The 19,120-nt window shown below is 29.0% G+C and carries 20 protein-coding genes and 1 pseudogene; all 21 read right to left on the bottom strand.

What is annotated here, in order from left to right; all coding sequences use genetic code 11:
- Positions 1-147: 147 nt before the first annotated feature.
- Positions 148-1,125: a flagellar hook-basal body complex protein gene (locus B3603_RS18220; RefSeq protein ID WP_291567562.1), complete on the bottom strand. Its 978-nt coding sequence runs from the start codon at positions 1,123-1,125 to the stop codon at positions 148-150.
- A 77-nt stretch (positions 1,126-1,202) separates the two neighbouring features.
- A complete protein-coding gene (locus B3603_RS18225; protein WP_291567564.1) occupies positions 1,203-1,607 on the bottom strand; it encodes a TIGR02530 family flagellar biosynthesis protein in 405 nt (134 codons plus the stop codon).
- A gap of 18 nt (positions 1,608-1,625) precedes the next feature.
- On the bottom strand, positions 1,626-2,351 hold the full coding sequence (locus B3603_RS18230; RefSeq protein WP_291567566.1) for a flagellar hook assembly protein FlgD: 726 nt from the start codon (positions 2,349-2,351) through the stop codon (positions 1,626-1,628).
- Positions 2,352-2,363: 12 nt separating this feature from the next.
- Positions 2,364-3,686 (bottom strand): flagellar hook-length control protein FliK, encoded by a 1,323-nt coding sequence (locus B3603_RS18235; RefSeq protein ID WP_291567568.1) that lies wholly within the window; start codon positions 3,684-3,686, stop codon positions 2,364-2,366.
- Positions 3,687-3,691: 5 nt separating this feature from the next.
- Positions 3,692-4,129 carry a flagellar export protein FliJ gene (fliJ, locus tag B3603_RS18240; protein ID WP_291567570.1) on the bottom strand — a complete coding sequence of 146 codons (438 nt, stop codon included), beginning with the start codon at positions 4,127-4,129 and terminating at the stop codon, positions 3,692-3,694.
- 180 nt (positions 4,130-4,309) lie between these two features.
- Positions 4,310-5,617: a flagellar protein export ATPase FliI gene (fliI, locus tag B3603_RS18245; RefSeq protein ID WP_291567596.1), complete on the bottom strand. Its 1,308-nt coding sequence runs from the start codon at positions 5,615-5,617 to the stop codon at positions 4,310-4,312.
- Positions 5,618-5,644: 27 nt separating this feature from the next.
- Entirely contained in the window at positions 5,645-6,391 is a 747-nt protein-coding gene (locus B3603_RS18250) for a hypothetical protein (protein WP_291567572.1), read from the bottom strand.
- A complete protein-coding gene (gene fliG / locus B3603_RS18255) occupies positions 6,375-7,391 on the bottom strand; it encodes a flagellar motor switch protein FliG (RefSeq protein ID WP_291567573.1) in 1,017 nt (338 codons plus the stop codon). Before fliG ends, B3603_RS18250 begins: the two co-directional genes overlap by 17 nt.
- Before the next feature lie 3 nt (positions 7,392-7,394).
- On the bottom strand, positions 7,395-8,948 hold the full coding sequence (gene fliF, locus B3603_RS18260) for a flagellar basal-body MS-ring/collar protein FliF (protein WP_291567575.1): 1,554 nt from the start codon (positions 8,946-8,948) through the stop codon (positions 7,395-7,397).
- Between the two features lie 15 nt (positions 8,949-8,963).
- Positions 8,964-9,269 carry a flagellar hook-basal body complex protein FliE gene (gene fliE, locus B3603_RS18265; RefSeq protein WP_291567578.1) on the bottom strand — a complete coding sequence of 102 codons (306 nt, stop codon included), beginning with the start codon at positions 9,267-9,269 and terminating at the stop codon, positions 8,964-8,966.
- Positions 9,270-9,279: 10 nt separating this feature from the next.
- Entirely contained in the window at positions 9,280-9,711 is a 432-nt protein-coding gene (gene flgC / locus B3603_RS18270; RefSeq protein ID WP_291567580.1) for a flagellar basal body rod protein FlgC, read from the bottom strand.
- Between the two features lie 2 nt (positions 9,712-9,713).
- Positions 9,714-10,100, bottom strand: coding sequence for a flagellar basal body rod protein FlgB (flgB, locus tag B3603_RS18275; RefSeq protein ID WP_291567582.1), 387 nt, complete (start codon positions 10,098-10,100; stop codon positions 9,714-9,716).
- A 592-nt stretch (positions 10,101-10,692) separates the two neighbouring features.
- A complete protein-coding gene (locus B3603_RS18280) occupies positions 10,693-11,544 on the bottom strand; it encodes a flagellin (RefSeq protein ID WP_291567584.1) in 852 nt (283 codons plus the stop codon).
- Positions 11,545-12,111: 567 nt separating this feature from the next.
- Positions 12,112-13,815: a hypothetical protein gene (locus B3603_RS18285; RefSeq protein WP_291567586.1), complete on the bottom strand. Its 1,704-nt coding sequence runs from the start codon at positions 13,813-13,815 to the stop codon at positions 12,112-12,114.
- Between the two features lie 165 nt (positions 13,816-13,980).
- Positions 13,981-14,454: a hypothetical protein gene (locus tag B3603_RS18290; protein WP_291567587.1), complete on the bottom strand. Its 474-nt coding sequence runs from the start codon at positions 14,452-14,454 to the stop codon at positions 13,981-13,983.
- Between the two features lie 61 nt (positions 14,455-14,515).
- On the bottom strand, positions 14,516-15,322 hold the full coding sequence (locus B3603_RS18295) for a glycosyltransferase family 2 protein (protein ID WP_291567589.1): 807 nt from the start codon (positions 15,320-15,322) through the stop codon (positions 14,516-14,518).
- Positions 15,310-15,498, bottom strand: coding sequence for a hypothetical protein (locus B3603_RS18300; protein WP_291567591.1), 189 nt, complete (start codon positions 15,496-15,498; stop codon positions 15,310-15,312). The genes B3603_RS18295 and B3603_RS18300 overlap by 13 nt, the downstream gene beginning before the upstream one ends.
- Positions 15,499-15,508: 10 nt before the next feature.
- Positions 15,509-16,054 (bottom strand): UDP-4-amino-4,6-dideoxy-N-acetyl-beta-L-altrosamine N-acetyltransferase, encoded by a 546-nt coding sequence (gene pseH / locus B3603_RS18305; protein WP_291567593.1) that lies wholly within the window; start codon positions 16,052-16,054, stop codon positions 15,509-15,511.
- Between the two features lie 95 nt (positions 16,055-16,149).
- A complete protein-coding gene (locus B3603_RS23165) occupies positions 16,150-16,320 on the bottom strand; it encodes a hypothetical protein (protein ID WP_312573549.1) in 171 nt (56 codons plus the stop codon).
- A 52-nt stretch (positions 16,321-16,372) separates the two neighbouring features.
- Complete coding sequence (locus B3603_RS18310; protein WP_312573548.1) at positions 16,373-16,873, bottom strand: cytidylyltransferase domain-containing protein; 501 nt, start codon at positions 16,871-16,873, stop codon at positions 16,373-16,375.
- A 20-nt stretch (positions 16,874-16,893) separates the two neighbouring features.
- Positions 16,894-17,899: pseudogene (gene pseB / locus B3603_RS18315) on the bottom strand (UDP-N-acetylglucosamine 4,6-dehydratase (inverting)).
- Positions 17,900-19,120 lie beyond the last annotated feature (1,221 nt).

Consider the following 19,120-nt stretch of genomic DNA (forward strand, 5'->3'; position numbering starts at 1 on the left):
TAATTATTTTAATTATCTTTTAAGTAAAGAATTATTCTTATCTTAAAAGTTACTGGATAACTTCTAAAATGTAGATTATCAATTTCTCAGTGTTCTGAGAAATGTTCACAATTGTTAATTATCCTGTGACAAATTTTAATTACTTAACTATCTTTTTAAATTAACTAGCTCTTGAAGTATTTCGTCTCCTGTAGTTATAACCTTACTACAAGCTTGGAAAGAACGGCTAGCAACTATCATATCTGTAAATTGCTCAGCAAGGTCAACGTTTGACATTTCAAGGCATCCTTGAATCATATCACCGTAAGCTTTGCCATTATCTTTTGCAGCACCCTTTCCAGTTCTCACTATCGCATCTCCTGAGTTACTAGTTGGAGTGTACATATTTTGTCCTACTGCCTCTAGAGCTCCTGTATTATTAAAGGTAGCCATAGCAAACTGTCCAAGCACTGTAACAGAACCATCAGTAAGAGTAGCTTTTAAAAGACCGTCTTTTTCTATTGAATAGCTTTGTATCTTCATTTGTTCGCCACCTTTTTCTACCGTTTCTGGTATTGCTAAAGGAACTAGCTCAGTACCTGTTGTTAATGCTTCATCTGCATCTTTAAATGTAGCTTTTATTCCGTCTGCACCATGAGTTATAGAGTCATTAACTACATATCCCATTACTCTATATCCATTTGGAGTTACTAAATATCCTTCACTAGTTAATCTAAAGGCACCATCTCTAGTGAAATAGTTTTCCATATCACCACCATTAATAGAATTATTAGTAGCATCAAGTCCAATTTTTCCTGTTACAGCTCCTTTAGAAACTATAAAATATCCAGATTGGTCTATAGCTACATCTAGAGGTCTTCCTGTTGGCTGAAGGTTACCTTGTCCTGTATTTACATCTATACTTTGAAGTTGAACACCCATGCCTACTTGTTTAGGATTTGTACCACCGACATTTAAACTTGAGCCTGTTGCCTTTGATATGCTTTGTCTCATACTATCTTGAAAGGTAACTCTTGAACTTTTAAAAGATGTAGTTCCTGAGTTAGCTATATTGTTACCTATTACGTCTAATTTTCTTTGATTGGCATTTAATCCTGAAATTCCTGAATACATTGCATTTAACATATTATTTTCCCCCTAAAATTTAATCTTTTCTTATCTCCGTCCTTCGATAAGAATATGGCCTCCACACATGGTCCAGCCTATAATAATACAACACTATCGATGTTGGTTATTACATTTGATTGATTTTCATTTTTATCTATAGCCGTTATTATAGTTCTATTTTTTATACTGGCAATCAATCCAATATTTTCATATAAAATTAGAGACTCTCTACTACCCTTTTCTTTTGCTTTATTTATTCCCTCATTGATTTTTCCCATCAGTTCTTTATTAAGTTCTATATTTCTCTCTTTAAGCCTTAATGCAGCATGATTTGATAATACAAACCCTTCTGTTTTATTGATCTCATCCTTAAAAAAATCATCAAAGACCTTTTCTTTTTTAATACCACATAGCTTTTCATTGTTAATGGATTTCTTATCTTCTGTACCTATAAAACTACCTACAGGATATAAAACTCCATTAATTACTCTGTATCCCACGAAACTCACCACAACTTACTATTTAATTTTCATAATATGGTCAAAAGGATAGTCCTTTATTTTACCATCGCAGTCAATTTTAACTTTAATTCCTTCTTCATCTCTAAAGATTTCTTTAACAATACCTACATCTGGCTTCTCCTCTTCTTTAGCATACATCTCAACAGTTTTTCCTATTAAGCTTGAACCATTTACAAAATTGATGTAATCCAAAGTGTTATCAGGACTATTTATAACGTTACTCACTGAATCGTAATCAAAATTTTTAATATCTCCATCAGCAGTTGCCACTCTTACAAATACGTTAGACCCTATTTTATAAACTTCAGTAACCATTCCAAACTCTTGCATACCTTTAGCATCATAAACATCTAAGGCTACAAATTTTCCCGTTAAAGAAGTAGCAGAAGACAATCTCATAGTAGTATTTAAGTTATTCATTTGTTCAAGTCCAGCAAATTGCGCCATTTGTGCAACATATGCTGTACTATCCTGTGGATTAGTTGGATCTTGGTTCGCAAGCTCTGCAGCAAGTATTTGTAGAAAGGCATTTTTATTTAAGTCCTCTCCAGCCTTAACGACTTTAGTACCTCTTTCTGTAGATACCCTATTCTGGAAGTCCTTACTATTAACTGTTTCTTTTCCGTCTTCATTTTTGTTATCTTCTTCTGATTTCTTATTACCTGCATTTACTCTACTTTGCCAAGTTTCAAACATGTTTTTCATGTTGTTATCAATTTGCAAAACTTCCACCCCCTATATCAATAAATTTAATGAGCTATCATCTATAATGGAAGCTTCTTTTTCTAGTTCAGTTTCTTCCGTTACAGCTGAAATCTTATTTTTGCTTTGCTCACCATTAAATCCTTGACGATTTTCTTTTTCATTACTGCTAAAATACGTTGTATCGTCATTGTATATAGTTACTTCTACCTGTTGTATTTTAATATTTTCATTTAATTTTTCTGTAATGTCTCTTAAATTAGCATTTAAAAGTGCAACAGTATCTTTATTAGAGGCTTTTAATTGAGCTCTCATAGCTTCTTGTTCCATTGTAAGGTTTATAATTACTTCACCTAGGTGCTTTGGATTTATCTTTACTGTTAAATCTTTAATATTGTTTAACTCCATAAACCTTATAGATTTTACAATGTCTTCACTAAAAGTAACCTTATTTATAAGTAGCTTGTCCACATTTTTTACTTCTTCTAGAGAAATTTTAGAATTAGTAAATGCATTCATAAATTGGTTTACCTTTGTAAGTTTTCCGTCTTCCTTTTCACCTATAAGCTTTTCAAGAAGCTTTTCTTCTGAAGATAGACTTTTCTTTAAATCTCCATTAGAAGTATTTTTACTATTTTCATTTTCAATAGCTATTTTTTCTTCCTTAGCTACAATCTTATCTTCTTGTTTTATCTCTACTGAAACTTTATCTTTCCCAGCATTGTCCTTTACTTCTCTTGCAACTATTAATGTGCTATTTAAATCTTTAAATGTTTCTACCTTTGGATTATCACTAGCTATTCCTGCTTTAGATATATCCTCTAATTTAGGTAATGCTTCAGTTAATTCTTTTATTAATTTATTTACTTCTAAATTGGAGTTTTTATCTTCTCCTTCTACTGACATAAGCTTTAATAGTATATCTTTTAGTGAATTATTATCATTCATCAAAGCTTTATTATCTTGTCCTTCTGTTAAATCTTCTACACTTTTTAATAAAGTTTTTAATAAATCCAAAGTAGAGTTGTCTATTCCTTCAAGATTCTCAATTAAACCTTCTACATTTATACTTGTGTTTTTATCATTTTCCATAGCTGAAAACATGTTTAAAAGTATAGCTATTATATCCTTATGACCATTATCTTTTCCCTCTTCAATATCCTCTAATAGCTCTTCTTTAATAAAACCTTTATCTTCTAAAGAATTGGTTTTATTCTTTACTGGTTCTGATACCTTTTTAAGTACTTTTTCAAAGTCTGATACTTTAGATTCTTTAGTTTTTATTGTGTTATTATTACTAAATGATCTACTTTGATTTTGTAAAACCTCTACAATATTAGTATTGATATTATTCATTATTCTCACCTCCTTTCAGCAAATTTTCTTACATATCCGTAAAGTGCAAATTCATCTACTTGATTTTGCTCTTTTCTATTTTCTTCACTTATATATCTTCCATAATCTTTTTCTTTTAATATTTCTACGGTTTTTCTTTCTACCTGTGATTTAACTAATTTTTCTCTTTTTTCTTCAACAATTACTTCCTTCTCATCTAGTAGTGAAGTAGTATCTTCGATAGAATTATTTACCGCATTTAAATAATTTTGCACTATTTTTTTCTCTATAGTTGATAAATTTAATGGTATATTCTTATATTTGTTATAACTATCTTGAAGGCAGCTTAATTCAATTTCCACCCTATTTTTTTCTGACATAGCTTCCATAAAAGATATCTTACTTTTATCTTCTATATCCTGCCTAAATTCCAATAATTTTTGTAATCTAAATTTATATCCCAATGGTATCACCCCAAAAATTTAATCAATTGATAATTGTGAATTGAATATTGACAATTATGGACACTTCTACTAAAGGTAGAAGTTTAAATTGATTTTTTTCTACTGATAAAACTTATTTTAAAATTAATTCGTCAGAATTAATTTATCCATAATTGTCAATTGTCCATTTTCAATTCTCAATTACCTAAACATACTCATAAGCCCCTCTATGCTTTCATCAAAGTCACATATCTCATTAATTCCCTGTTTTAAAAAGCTTGTAAGGGGTTCATTGTATCTTATAGCTAAATCTACCTTTTCATTGCTACCTTCTACATAAGCTCCTAAATTAATCAAATCCTCTGAATCTCTATAAGTAGATAACAAGTCTCTAGCCACTGATGCAGATGCCTTATGTCCTTCCTCTGCAATCTCTGGCATAAGTCTACTAATACTACTTAAAATATCAATAGAAGGATAATGATTTTTAGCTGCTAAACTTCTTGATAAGACTATATGTCCATCTAATATACCTCTAACCGCATCTGCTATAGGCTCATTAAAATCATCACCATCAACAAGTACAGTATAAAAAGCTGTAATTGATCCTTTATCAGACATACCGCTACGTTCTAGAAGTTTAGGCAACATTGCAAAAACGGAAGGTGTATATCCTTTTGTAGCTGGTGGCTCTCCAATAGCTAATCCTACTTCCCTTTGAGCCATGGCAAAACGAGTAACTGAATCCATCATTAAAATTACCTTTTTGCCCTGATCTCTAAAGTATTCTGCAATAGCAGTAGCAGTAAATGCGCCTTTTAATCTAACAAGAGCTGGTTGATCAGAGGTAGCACAAACTATTACTGATTTTTTAAGGCCTTCTTCTCCTAAATCTTTCTCTAAAAAGTCTAATACTTCTCTACCTCTTTCCCCTATTAGTGCAATTACGTTAACATCTGCTTTGGCTTCTCTTGCAATCATTCCTAAGGTTGTACTTTTGCCTACTCCACTACCAGCAAAAATACCAACTCTTTGCCCTTCACCACAGGTTAGAAAAGCATCAATAGCTCTAACACCTGTTGGAAGTACATCCTTTATTCTTCTTCTTCTTAATGGATCTGGTGGCATTGCTTCTAAAGGATATAATGTATAAGTAGAAATTTCTTCTTTTCTTAATGGATTCCCCAATCCATCAAGAACCTTGCCGAAAAGCTCTTCGCTACATTTAACACTTAAAGCTTTTCCGCTAGGTACAACTCTACATCCTGGTGCAATACCTACTAGATCACCTAATGGCATCAATATGACGTTATCTGCTTTAAATCCTGTAACCTCTGCCGGTATTCCAACATTTTTTTGATTGTATATAGTACATACTTCTCCTACAAATGCCTTCATGCCCTGCACTTCAATTGTAAGACCTATAACATTTTTAACAATTCCTTCAATATAATTGTAGTTTGTATTTTTTGCTTTTTCATTTAACTTGTTAAAATCTAAGGATAACATCATACATCACCATTCCTACCCGCATCTTTATCTTTCAAAGATTATTTCCTTAAGTTTTTCACAGACATATCCCATGTCCACTAAAATTTTACCACTGTCTTTTTCAATAGTAGCAGCTCCATTGTCTAAGCTATTATCTTCAATAATAAAAATATCACCGGTAAAAGCAAGTTTATTTTTCATATTTTCTACTTCGCCTTTTAAGCTATTTAAATGATTGGAATTGCATTTTATAATAAAATACTCTTCATTTTTTTCTTCTAATAACGCATCAAATATGATTTCATTGATAGCTTCACTATCTTCAACTTCTCTTTTAAGTATAGAGGAAGTCATTTGATATATAAGTTCTCTAATATGGATTTCTTTTTCTTCAATATAATTTTTATATTCAAGCTTAGCATTGGCTAAAACCTCATTAGCATTTTTTATAATTGCTTCCCCTTCAGCTACTGCCTTTTCCATACCTTCCTTATAACCTATGTCATATCCCTCATCATATCCTTTACTACTTGCATTATTAAAGGCTTCAATTTCTATTTTTTTTGCTTTTTCTGTAGCCTCTACAATGATTTTATTACTTTGCATGTGAGCATTTTCTACTATATCTCGTGCTATATTTTCGAAAGATACTAAGGCTTCCTCAGTATTTTCAATCTTCTCTTCCTCTTCTTCTTTAAAGTCATCTATTACTAAAGGTGCCTTAGTGCAAATCTCTTTCTTACCTTCTGTTACAACATAGTGATTTTTAATAACATTATAAGATGATTGCATCTTCTCCACCTCTTGCTATTTGAATTTCCCCTGCTTCTTCTAGTCTTCTTATCAGTGATACAACCTTTTGTTGTGCCTTTTCAACATCCATAAGCCTTACTGGTCCTAAGAATTCCATATCTTCTCTTAATGTAGCAGCTGCCCTCTTAGATTGATTTTTAAATATAACATTTGCCACTTGTTCTGAAGCACCTTTAAGGGCAAGACATAATTCTTTGTTATCCACTTCACGAAGTACTCTTTGAATAGCCACATCGTCAAGAGTAATGATATCCTCAAATACAAACATAGACTCTTTAACTTTTTCGGCAAGTTCTGCATCTTCTCTTTCAAGTCCTTCTGTAATATTTCTTTCTGTAGATCTATCCACTTGATTAAGAATATTAACTAATGACGCAACTCCTCCAACTATTGTAGTTTCACTATTATGAATTACATTTGATAGTTTATCATTTAGAACCTCTTCAATTTCTTTAACCACCACAGGATAAATAGTGTTCATCGTTGCTATTCTATATGCTACTTCTGCCTGTAACTCAACTGGCAACTCTGACATAATCTGTGCTGCTTTATCTGGTTGTAAATAACATAGTATAAGAGCAATAGTTTGTGGATGCTCATTAGATATTACATTCATAAGCTGATGAGCATCTGCCTTTCTTGCAATAGAGAAAGGTCTGTATTGTTGAGTTATTTCTGTAACCTTCTCTAATATTTCCGCTGCTCTTTGAGTTCCTAAAGCTTTTGCTAAAAGATTTCTTGCATAATCAAGTCCACCTTCTAATATGTATTCCTTTGCTTGATTCATTTCTAAGAACTCATCTAAAATAGTTTGTCTTTGTTCCGCTGATACAGTACTCATATTGGCAATTTCGTAAGTTACCTTTTGTATCTCTCTTTCTGGCAACTTTTTAATAATGCCTGCAGAAGCTTCAGGGCCTAATGTAATAAATAATATTGCTGCTTTTTGAACTCCCGATAATTTTTCTACCTTAGCCATTTATTATCCCCTCTCATCTTCAGCTAGCCATGATTTAACAATATCTGCAACTTGTTCTGGTTTATTAGAAGCATACTTTCTAACTTCATTAGCAACATGTTCTTTTTCTGATTCTGCTTCTAAATTTAATGTTTCAAATATCTCTTTAGGTTTAACGTCATCTCCAATTATCATATCAAAATTTGGAACTTCCACCTCTTCCTCCTCTTGTTTAGATTTCCTAATTGCAGAAATAACTATAGCTAAAATAATTATTGCAGCTACACCAAAAATACCCATATAAATAAGTTTATTTCTCTTAGCAATTGCTTCAGCTTCTTTCATTGCTTCTAATTCTTTTTCTGCTAAATCCTTCTCAACAGTATTAAATTGTAGAGCTTCTACAGTGATTGAGTCTCCTCTTTTTCTATTAAAGCCTATAGCCTCAGAAACCAAATTATTTATTGATGTTCTAGTTTGGTTATCAATTGCCCCATCTACAACTATAGATGCAGACACTCTTTCTATCTGACCTGGTGCTTTAACAACTGTTTCTTCTACCTTAGATAACTCATAATTGGTTGTATTTTCCTTATGTGTAACGTTTTCCCCATTGGCATTAGTATCTTGATTATTATTCATATTATTGTCTACAGGACTTCCAGAATTATTACCTTCAGTATTGCTAGAATCTGTAATTTCATGTTTACTTACAACTGCTCCATCTTTGTCGTATTCTAGTTTGTTTTGTTGAACAGCGTCAAAATTTAAATCTGCATTAACTGAAACTCTAACCTTTTCTTTATAAATTGGCTCTAAAACATTCATTATCTTTTTCTTATATTCTTCTTCTATTTGTTTTTTTGCTGCCAACTGTTTATCTGCAGATTTTGTTATTGCATTTTTCTCTTCATTAAAAAGATCTTCTGTTAACAATTTAAAGCCATCAGCTACAATAGCCACATTTTCTTTTGGTAAATTTTCTACACTACCAGAGGCTAATGCTACAATTGCTCTTACTTGATCCTCTGATAATTCTTTACCTTTTGCTAATATTAATGTAACTGAAGCAGTAGCTGGAGCTGGTTTAGTTATAAAAGCTGATTTATCTGGTATTACTAAATTTACTTTTGCATTCTCTACTTCTGCAAATGATTTAATTGTTCTTTCTAATTCTCCAGATAGTGCTCTTTGATACATGATTTTAGATTCCTTATCAGTAGGAGCAATTTTACTATTGTCAAAAAGCTCAAATCCATGACTTCCTTCTTTAAATGAAACCTCTGATAAAAGCTCCATTCTAAGCTGATCTACAGATTTTTTCTCTACTAATATAGAATTATCTTTTATTTTATATTTGGTCTTCTTTTCTTTTAAATTGTTAATTATCGCACCTGAATCTTCTGGCGTCATATTTGAAAACAACACAACATATTTAGGCTGCAGAATGATTACTGTTATAGTTATAAGTGTTATTATTGCAACGGAAGTTATGATACCTAAAGCTATCTTTTTAGCCTTGCTCATCTCTTTTAATTTTTCTTTTTGTTTATTAATACTCTCCGATAGCTTGCTCATTCTGTGCACTCCTTACTATACCTGCATTTTATTAAATTCTTCATAAGCATTTACTAACTTATTTCTAATTTGTACTGCTAATTCGAGAGATAATCTAGCTTCCTCAGTAGCTACCAAAGTTTGATGTAAATCCATATCGCCTTTTATAAAAGATATAGCGGAACCTTCTGCTTCTAACTGCTTATCATTAACCTTACTAAGTTCTTTTTTTAGCAAGTCCCCAAAGCCAACTGATGGCTCTTCTTCTATGTTCACAAATTGTTTTGGCTTTAATCCATCAGTAAAAATTTTAGTATCTGGCACAAAACTATTAATTTTCATCCTAACTCACCTATCTTCCAATTTCTAAAGTTTTTGACAACATTGCCTTTTGTGAATTTAGTGCAGTGATATTTGCTTCATATGACCTTGAAGCTGCAATTAAATCCACCATCTCATTTAATATATTTACATTTGGCATTAAAACATAGCCTTCTTCATTTGCATCTGGATGATATGGATCATATACCTTTCTAAGCTCAGATTTATCTTCCTCTACTCCTACTGCCTTAATTCCCATATGTTTTTCTTCAAATTTCCCATTTTGTTTATTAAGCTCATTTGTTAAATTTTCTTCAAATACTGCTACCTTTCTAATATAGGGCTTTCCATCCTTTCCCCTTGTTGTGCTAGCATTCGCAATATTTCCAGTTATAGTGTCCATCCTTAATCTTTCTGCTGAAAGACCACTTGAACTTATTCTCATTCCCCTAAAAGCTTCCAAAGCTAATTACCTCCTTTAATCACTATACTTCTCATATTAAATCTTGTATTAGCCTGCTTTACTAAAGCATCATACATTAAATTGTTAGCCGCTTGGCTAGTCATTTCACTTTCCACGTTCACATTATTTCCATCTTCTCTCATACTACTTGTGGTATCTGTTTTAACTTCTAATTCATTACCCTTAATACTTAAATGCTTATCATTTGTCTTTTTCATTAAATCTTGAGATACCTCATTTTTTAATGTCTCATCAAACTCAATGTAATGTCGCTTATAATTTTTAGTATTAAAATTTGAAATGTTGTTAGATATTACCTTATTACTGGTAATAGTTACATCCATTCCCTTTTTAATTAAATTATAGCTCATATTATCAATATTTCTCAAAATTACCACCTCACACTGACTATATTATTTTGACAAAAATTCAATAAATCCTTCTTAATTTTTAAAAATTTTAATATTTTTGTGAAATTTATATACTTTTATTTAAATTCTCTGTGAATATTTATATATGATTATGCATAATTTAACAATTTATATATTTTTTTCTATATATTTCTTCAAAATTATCTAAATTTTTGTAATGTTTTTATAAAAGCTTATAAATTAACTTAGCATACGATATTATATAGTATAATTTGACATTTTACCATTTTTCAACAAAGTAACTGAAATAGAATACTTAGCATGCTAACTAGTTATTTTTTCAAAATACCTAAACTAAGCCTAAAATAAAAGATGGCTAAAAATCACTAGTCATCTTTTTTCTTAATTCTATTTTATATTTAAAAATAAAGTTAAAATGCCCTTATAAACAATTTACAATTAGCAAGAAAATTTAACAATTTGTTTTCATAGTGAATCCTAAGGAAAAGTTAGCTAGCAACTTTTCCTTATATAGATTGTCAACTTCTCAGATATTTCTGAGAAGTGTCATAAATTTTCCATTGTCAATCGTCAATTCTCAATTGTATTATTATCTTCCTCTAACATTTTGTAATATTGTTAAAATATCTTGAGGCATTTTATTGGTTTGAATCATTAATGCTAATGAACTTTCAATCAATAAGCTATGTTTAGAGTATTCTATAATCTCTAAACTTATATCTGCTCCAGTAAGCTCAGCTTCTATACCTTCAATTTTTCCAGAGAATTCATTAAGAATTGTAAAAGTACTATCCAACCTATTGGTCAAAGCTCCATACTTACTTCTTGTGGAAGTAGTTATATCTAAAGCCTTATCTAGTTTCTCAATAGAACTGTCAATATTTCTAACATTTATTTTTATATTACCACTTCCATCTACTAATCCTAGTCCACTAGGTGTTAAATCATATTTTGGAATCTTAGTTATTTCTCCAGCATTTCCACCACATAGTAAATCAATAGTTTTGGGATTTTCTATAGTGCTTCCCTCTTCTGCCAACAATTTTATCCCATTAAATTCACTAAAATTAGCTATATTATCTATTCCTTCAACAAGTTGATTTATTTCTCCTTGAATAGCATCTAAGCTTTCATTAGTATGACTTCCTCCGGCACTTAATACTAGCTCTTTTATTCTTATTATAATTTCACTTATATTTTTTGTAGCTCCATCAGCAGCTTGAAGCATACTTACTGCATCTTGAGTATTTTTAGCTGCCATTTGAAGCCCTCTTGTCTGAATTTTAAGCTGTTCACTTTGTGCCATCACATTAGGATCATCCTTTGCTCTTAATATCTTATATCCTGAAGATATTTTTCCTAATGCAGAGCTTTGATTCACTATATGTTTTGAATATTGTCTATAAATATTTAGGGAAGGTATATTGTGACTTAATCTCATATTATCAACTCCATATCCTTTTATTTTATTACTCTAAATACTATCTTATATGTCGTAGCTACTTTATAAAACTTTATAGCAAAAAAGTCGTGACTATTAATCACAACTTTTTAATATCTCTAATTTTAATTATAAATTAAATATATATACCTTTTTATTTAGAAATCTACAAAATTATTATTTTTTTTATTTTACATCTAAAATTTACTTATAACTTTAATCTTTATATAGGGCTTCTTAGTAAAAATTTAACTTATAAAGGCACAGGATTTTAATTTTCATAACAAAAATTCTTTTCTACGAATTTAAAATTAAGAATAAAGGATACAAGTTTATGTGAAAATAATCGGTATTTNNAAGCTGAGAAATTTAAAATTATTTATTTTTGAAGTGATACGATCACTTTCTATAAAGAACTAGCAACACATTGCTAGTAAAAATTAGTTTAAGAAATTAATTCATAAAGAATTAATTTCAACCTTAATTGTAAATTTTGCATTGTGAATTGTGAATTGAAATGCTCAAGGATGTAGTTATATTTGGCTATATATTAATTTTAAAATTAGTTTATCTATATATATTTTCATTAATTAAAACTTTAAAAATTTCTTTTAGTTCCTCAAAATCTTTTGGTACATAAAACCGTACATTATATTTTTTCTCTATAGTGGTCAATAGTTTTTCAAAAGTGGTATTTTTAAAAATATTGGTATATTTTTCAAGAATTTTATATAAAAATATATAATTATTATTAGCATCAAAATTTTTTAATAACATAAAATCTGTAAGCATACAGGTAGATACATAAGAAATATATGTCTTCTTTTTCCCTTTATTTATACTATTCAGCGCTATTACTTCCCAAGGTATGTCTCCATATTTACATAATTTAAACTTCAAATCTGAATATTTATTCAATCGTTCAAGGGTATGCTTTTTTACCACAATAGGATAAATTTCTGACAACTCACTTATTGCTTCTAAAATTTCTCTTTCTTCTTTTGCTGACAGAACATTAACTAAACTTAAATACTGGTCAAAGAAAATAACATTATTATCCTCTTCTTCTTTATAATTAAATATATAATTTATATCATTAATTAATTCTTCAAATAAAGTCTTATCCCTTAAATAATGTGTGTTTATTTCATTAACAGGAGGATTTTTAAATTCTCCTATATAAATATCTTTATTATATAGTAAAATTTCATCTATTCTATATAAATCAAAAGGAGCACCTCTATTTTGACCATAGTTTTCAATCCAAACTTCTAGCCCTTCTTTAATGGAATAGGTAGCTAATCCCTCATCTGTTAATATTATCTTTATATCATTATCAATAAATTCAAAAATTCTCATGCTCATGTAGGAGCACCAAGTAAAAAAATGGAATATTTCTATATCACCAGTGATCCTATCTACATCATTAAAACTATACCTTTCATAATCCTGATTTTCTTTTAAATAGATTATATCATTAAAAATTTTAGTATCTTTTACCTTGTCATAGGTTATAGCTAGACTCTTATGTGAATCAGAAATAACTAATATCTTATTATAATCTTTATATATGGTTTTACATAAAATTATTGAAGTTACTAAATGATACACTGTAACTACAAAAAAACATACCTTTTTTTCTTTTTTTATTTTAGTTTTATTTCTATATATATTTAATAATGATTTTTCAGTTTCTGATAAAGTATTATATATTAATTTACATCCATAATTAAAGTATCTATAAAATTTATTCAATAAATTCTCTTCTACATAACCGTCTATTTTCTCTAAAATCAGTATACTTTCAAAGACACATATTTTTAATAGATTTTTATAAATATCCCTTGTAAATGCTCTTTCTCTATTCAATTTATCAAGGAGCTGGTAGATTTCTAATGCCACCTCTATATCTTCTCTAGTAGAGAACTTATCCCTCTTCATATCATAGTTATTGCTTAAAGCTACTGCCTTTTCCTTAGCAAGAATTTTGCTATAAACCTCTATATCCTTAATGAAATTATAACTTTTTAAATAAGAATTAATATGCTCTAACAATGCTCTATGAAAAAACTCTTTGTTTAACTTTATATAATTTCCTCTAAATAAAGCGGTTATATACTCTTTTATAAAATTACTGCTAAAGAAATTTTCATCTTTATATATAGTGTACTTATCACTGTTTCCAACTAATAAAAGCAAATTTTCATCCTTTAACATATAGTTAATTTTTGAAAGTAAAAATTTTTTATCATAGGCTTTAAAAGTCTCCATTAAATAAAAATAACTACCATTACACAATGATGATATATTAATTAAGTTTTCTTCTTCATTCGCTTCTTCATTATTTTTATAATATTTAATTTCACTATATTTATAAATATAATGGTTAAGAGTGTCAATTAAATTTTCCTTATCCCATAAGATAGCCTCTTTATTCTAATAATCTTCACCTAGCGCTAACTTTATTTTAAAATCATAATCTTCACCTTTAATGCAAGGTATTATTATAGAAACTTTAGGATATATATGCTCTGACTTTTTTATCTTTATATAATAATCTTTATCTGAATTTTCTTCATAATACTTTGAAAAATCTTTTCTCTCTATTTGCTTTAATTTATTATCTAGACTATAGCTATCGTAGCTATAAATATCAATATCTACAGTTTTATTTTCTATAATATTTGCTATATTATTACATAGTGGATTATTTAAATAGTCTTCGTTTAAATATTTAATATAATTAGAAAAATTCTTGCTACATATTTTTATTAAAAATTCTCCACAATATTTTAAAAGACTACTATATTTATAAATTATATCTAAAATATTATCATTATGAACTGTAAATAATATATAGTGGAAATGCTCTTTGAAACTTTCAATATCCTTTTCTTTTAATATCTTCACTTGTAATTTTGCTAAATTTGATGCTACTTCATTTTTTTCCACTCCATATAAATTGCAATCTTTAATAAAATTTTATATATAACAAATTGGCTCCACAGCCACAGTTTAACTCTAAAATATTCATTTCTTTAATATCATTATTTACAAGTTTATAAAAGCCTTCACTGAGATTTAAATTTATTGTATCATTAAAACCCCATTTTTTTAGAAATTTTCCTTCATTAATATATAAGCTAAAATTATCCTTTCTTTCTATATCAAAAAGTTTGTTAGTGAGATTGTGTATCAAAGTATCCTTGCAAAGAATTAATTTATAGCCTTTTTCTATAACTCTAAGAAGGTAATCACTACAAAAAAAATCGATGGAGTTAAAATTCTCATCCATTTCTCCAACAGCTTCAATGACCTCTCTTTTTAACACAATATATAGATTGCTTAACTTTAGCCTCTCTTCCCACTTTAAGCCATCGCTAAAATTATAATCATTAGTAAATTTTAAATATTCATCAAAGGAATTATAAGGTTGATAATAATAACCATAATCATTACAATAATTAAAAATAGGACCTACAACCCCTATTTTATCATCGCTATATAATGCAGAAAGTAAATTTTCTATAGAGTTTTTAGATAATAAAATATTATCATTAAGAATTACTATATTATCTCCACCAAACATTTTTATTGCCTTATTAAAACTCTCTTGAAAAGATGCATTTTCTATATTGGGTATTAGCTTAATATAACTTTGATTTTCAATCCAATTAGAAACTTCATTTTTGCTTTTATTATATGCAACAATAATTTCATAATCTAAATTTTTATAAAACTCCTGAATATTATTTATGCAGTAAATTAAATGCTGCAATTTATTATAGGTAAATAAGTTTGAAGTTTTATTCCATCTACTTCTACTTTTTTTGCTTCTTCTATTAACTTCATAGCTTTTTCTAAGCTTCCATTATAATTACCTGATATTTCTGCAACAATAAATGTAGGATAATTTTCTCCTATTTTTGTATTTCCTATTTCTATAACCTTCATATTATTTCTCCTATTGAATTTCTATAGCTTCATAGCTGTATAAGTCTTTTATTGTCTTCCATTTATCTTTTGTTATACCCATTACCACTACATTATGAGGTTTTCCATTTTTTATAATATGCTCTTTTAAAATTCCCTCAACTTCCGAACCATATTTTTTATGAATTTCTATGACTTTTTCATTAAATTCTAAAACTTCACAGCAAAGTTTATTAAGATTTAAAACCTCAAAAACATAATCATAAATATTGCACTCAAGAATTTTACCAATGCCCTTTCCTCTTAGTGAAGTGTCTCCTATATAATAAGCCCAACTACATCTTTTATTTATCATATCAATATTAGTAATGCTTAAAACCCCTATCGACTTCTCATCATAGCTTATTACCCAATATCTAGCAAAGGGATTTGCTTCTATATTTTTAAACCATTTGAGCTGAGTTTCATAATTAAGTATTGGGTCGGTATACATATACTTAGTAACTTCTTCAGACATTCTCCAAATTGCAATAAGCATTAAATCTTCCTTTAATATTTTTCTAAGCTTTAATCCCATATTCTCACCCTCAATTTAGATATCTAAAAAACAGCTAACTAATATACTATTTTGTATGAAATATCCTTTTATCTCTAGCTATTTTTTTTGATTTCTTATATTTCTTTTTGAATAATTCCACTATTTATTTTTAAAAGCTCTGGATTATTATTTAGAAAATTTATTATTTCCATCATTCCAAAATAATTCTTATCTCTATAAAGTCCCTCATATATTTTAGAAATAAATTGATAATCTTCTATAGTATCTAATGTCCATCTATGCATAGAATAGTCTATAGTACTCTTATAACAGCCTAATTTATATTTTTGTGGATTATTATATATATGTGGTTACATGTTCTCTATCTCTTTTTATCGTTGCATTATTAAAAGTTTCCTCTAAGGTTTTAAAACTAAATATCTCTACATCTAATCCTCTTGGAAAGGTTCTTTCTAAGGTATTATTTACATACTGAAAATCATTTTTTAAATAATAATTTATAACCTTATTAGTTACTTCACTATCTATTAATGGACAGTTACTAGTTATTCTTACTATAACTTCTCCTCTATAAGCTGAAGCTCCATAATAGTATCTTGATAATACATCTTCTTCATCACCTCTAAAGATATTGACCTTTAATCTTTTTCCCTCTTCACAAATTGCGTCATCACAAGGCAAATCCGTAGTTGCAATTATTATTTTACCTATGAATTTTACAGTTTTTAACCTATTTATACAATGCTCCAATACTGTTTTTTCACAAATATTTTTCATCACTTTCCCATATAACCTACTAGAGCCCATAGGTGCTTGTACTATACAAAGGATTTTCAACTTTATACCACCTTTCCTCACTATTCAAAGGTAAGTTTATTTAAAAGCCCTTTAAGTTCTTCTACCTTTAACCAATTAACATTATTAGAAGAATTGTATTCAAAACCTTCTTCAATTAGCACTCCACCTTCAGTGAAGCGTTCACTAACATTCCACCAATCAAAATTAGGGTAGATTATATAGTTATTTTCATACTGATAGGTACCTCTAGTCATCCTTAGTTATCATAACTTCATGAAGTTTCTCCCCTTCTCTAATGCCTATTTCTTTAAAAGTTCCCTTAGAGTTCATAGCAATAACTAAATCTATAATTTTAAAAGAAGGTATTTTTGAAATATAGATTTCTCCACCCTTAGATTCCTCTAAAACTTTAATAACCAAATCCACACCTTCTTCTAAAGTGATCCAAAATCTAGTCATCCTAATATCAGTAATAGGTACTACTCTATCCCCTCTATCTAACGACTCTTTGAAAAATGGAATAACAGAACCTCTACTTCCAGCAACATTTCCATATCTCACTACGGAAAAAGTTGTACCTCTCCCTCCAGTGTAAGCATTAGCAGAAATAAATAACTTATCTGAAGCCAATTTTGTGCCACCATACAAATTTATAGGGTTTACCGCTTTATCTGTAGATAGAGCAATTACTTTCTTTACTCCCCTACCTATAGCTGCATCTATAACATTTTGAGCTCCATGGACATTTGTTTTCACTATCTCAAAGGGATTATATTCACAGGAAGGCACCTGTTTCATTGACGCAGCATGAATTACATAATCCACACCTTGAAAGGCTCTATATAATCTATCTTTATCTCTTACATCACCCATAAAAAATCTGAGTTTATCTATTTTATTTCCTAATTTATTTATAAACATCTTTTTAATTAAATCCTGTTTAAATTCATTCCTTGAGTAAATAATAATCTTTTTAGGATTATATCTTTGAAGGACTATCTCTACAAACTTTTTCCCAAAGGACCCTGTTCCACCAGTTATTAAAATAGTCTTATCATCTAACACCACTTTCCCCCCTTTATACAATTGAGGATTGACAATTGAGAATAGACAATTATTGAAACTTCTCCATTATTGGAGAAGTTTTTAATTAATTTCTCTTTGAAGTTACGCAGTAACGTCTATAAAAACAGTTAAAGAAATTAGTTTGATTAAAACTAATTTCAACCATAATTGTCAATTCTCCATTTTCAATTTTCTATTATTTCAAGATTTTCCATTACCCTAAATTGTGAACTGAAATATATCACAAAGTAGTTATATATTAGTCTATCTGTAAGATATACTACTTCCTTATATCCTATGAATATATAAAAGATTTTGTACATAGGACTTTAAATTCTTTACTACAAAGTAAAATTATAGTTTTAAAAGTAATTATGGGTAAATTATTTCAGAAGATAGTGAATGCTGTGAATTGCCCTCCACCTAGGAAAACAGTTGTGAAGCCCTCTAGGGCTGCCCTCAGGTGTAGTATAATTTGATGTAATACTAAAATTTTAATAATCACTATTTAATTATAGACTCCAGGATATAATTAAAAAACTTCTCTACATCGAAGAAGTTTCTATAATTGAGATTTCTTTATTTATGCCCTGGGGTGCAGTATAGTATGAGACAATCTTTAATACATTAACTAATATTTAGTTGTATTACACATCTCCATTGTTCTAGTTAAGTAAATAGGTATTGTTCCGAATCATACTGCACCTCAAGGGAACCCTTCTACAATTGAGAATTGACAATGGATAATGGAGAATTATTGATACTTCTCTTTTATAAGGGAAGTTTTAAATTTATTTCAACCATAATCGTTAAATTTCCATCCTCAATTCTCCATTTATTAAGCTATTCTTAAAGGTGTATTATAATTTCATAGCGTTAACTTCCACCCCTGGGGTCTATAACAAAATTTTAGGTTTTAAAGCAAAATTAAAATAGCTACAAAAATCCAATCTGTAGCTACTTTCTATATAGACCCCTGGGGTGCAGTATGGTATGGCACAATAATTACAACATTAGAGAATGCTTAAAATATATTGCCTATCTCCATAATTCTAATTTAAGCTCACTGGCTTTGCTCCGAACTATGCTGCACCTCAGGGGAACCCTTATACAATTGAGAATTGACTATTGACAATGGAGAATTACTGATACTTCTCCTTTATGGAGAAGTCTTAAATTGTTTTATTAAAAATCTCTCTAAAGAAATTAATTTATAAAATT

The organism is Clostridium sp. UBA2485, assembly GCF_002341865.1.
Lineage (GTDB): Bacteria > Bacillota > Clostridia > Clostridiales > Clostridiaceae > Clostridium_J.

Coding starts and splice junctions, on each gene's coding strand:
- B3603_RS18220 (WP_291567562.1), bottom strand. CDS start 1,125: ATGTTAAATGCAATGTATTCAGGAATTTCAGGATTAAATGCCAATCAA.
- B3603_RS18235 (WP_291567568.1), bottom strand. CDS start 3,686: ATGAATAATATCAATACTAATATTGTAGAGGTTTTACAAAATCAAAGT.
- fliI (WP_291567596.1), bottom strand. CDS start 5,617: ATGTTATCCTTAGATTTTAACAAGTTAAATGAAAAAGCAAAAAATACA.
- B3603_RS18250 (WP_291567572.1), bottom strand. CDS start 6,391: ATGCAATCATCTTATAATGTTATTAAAAATCACTATGTTGTAACAGAA.
- fliG (WP_291567573.1), bottom strand. CDS start 7,391: ATGGCTAAGGTAGAAAAATTATCGGGAGTTCAAAAAGCAGCAATATTA.
- fliF (WP_291567575.1), bottom strand. CDS start 8,948: ATGAGCAAGCTATCGGAGAGTATTAATAAACAAAAAGAAAAATTAAAA.
- fliE (WP_291567578.1), bottom strand. CDS start 9,269: ATGAAAATTAATAGTTTTGTGCCAGATACTAAAATTTTTACTGATGGA.
- B3603_RS18280 (WP_291567584.1), bottom strand. CDS start 11,544: ATGAGATTAAGTCACAATATACCTTCCCTAAATATTTATAGACAATAT.
- B3603_RS18285 (WP_291567586.1), bottom strand. CDS start 13,815: ATGGAGACTTTTAAAGCCTATGATAAAAAATTTTTACTTTCAAAAATT.
- B3603_RS18300 (WP_291567591.1), bottom strand. CDS start 15,498: ATGAAGGTTATAGAAATAGGAAATACAAAAATAGGAGAAAATTATCCT.
- pseH (WP_291567593.1), bottom strand. CDS start 16,054: ATGGGATTAAAGCTTAGAAAAATATTAAAGGAAGATTTAATGCTTATT.
- B3603_RS23165 (WP_312573549.1), bottom strand. CDS start 16,320: ATGCATAGATGGACATTAGATACTATAGAAGATTATCAATTTATTTCT.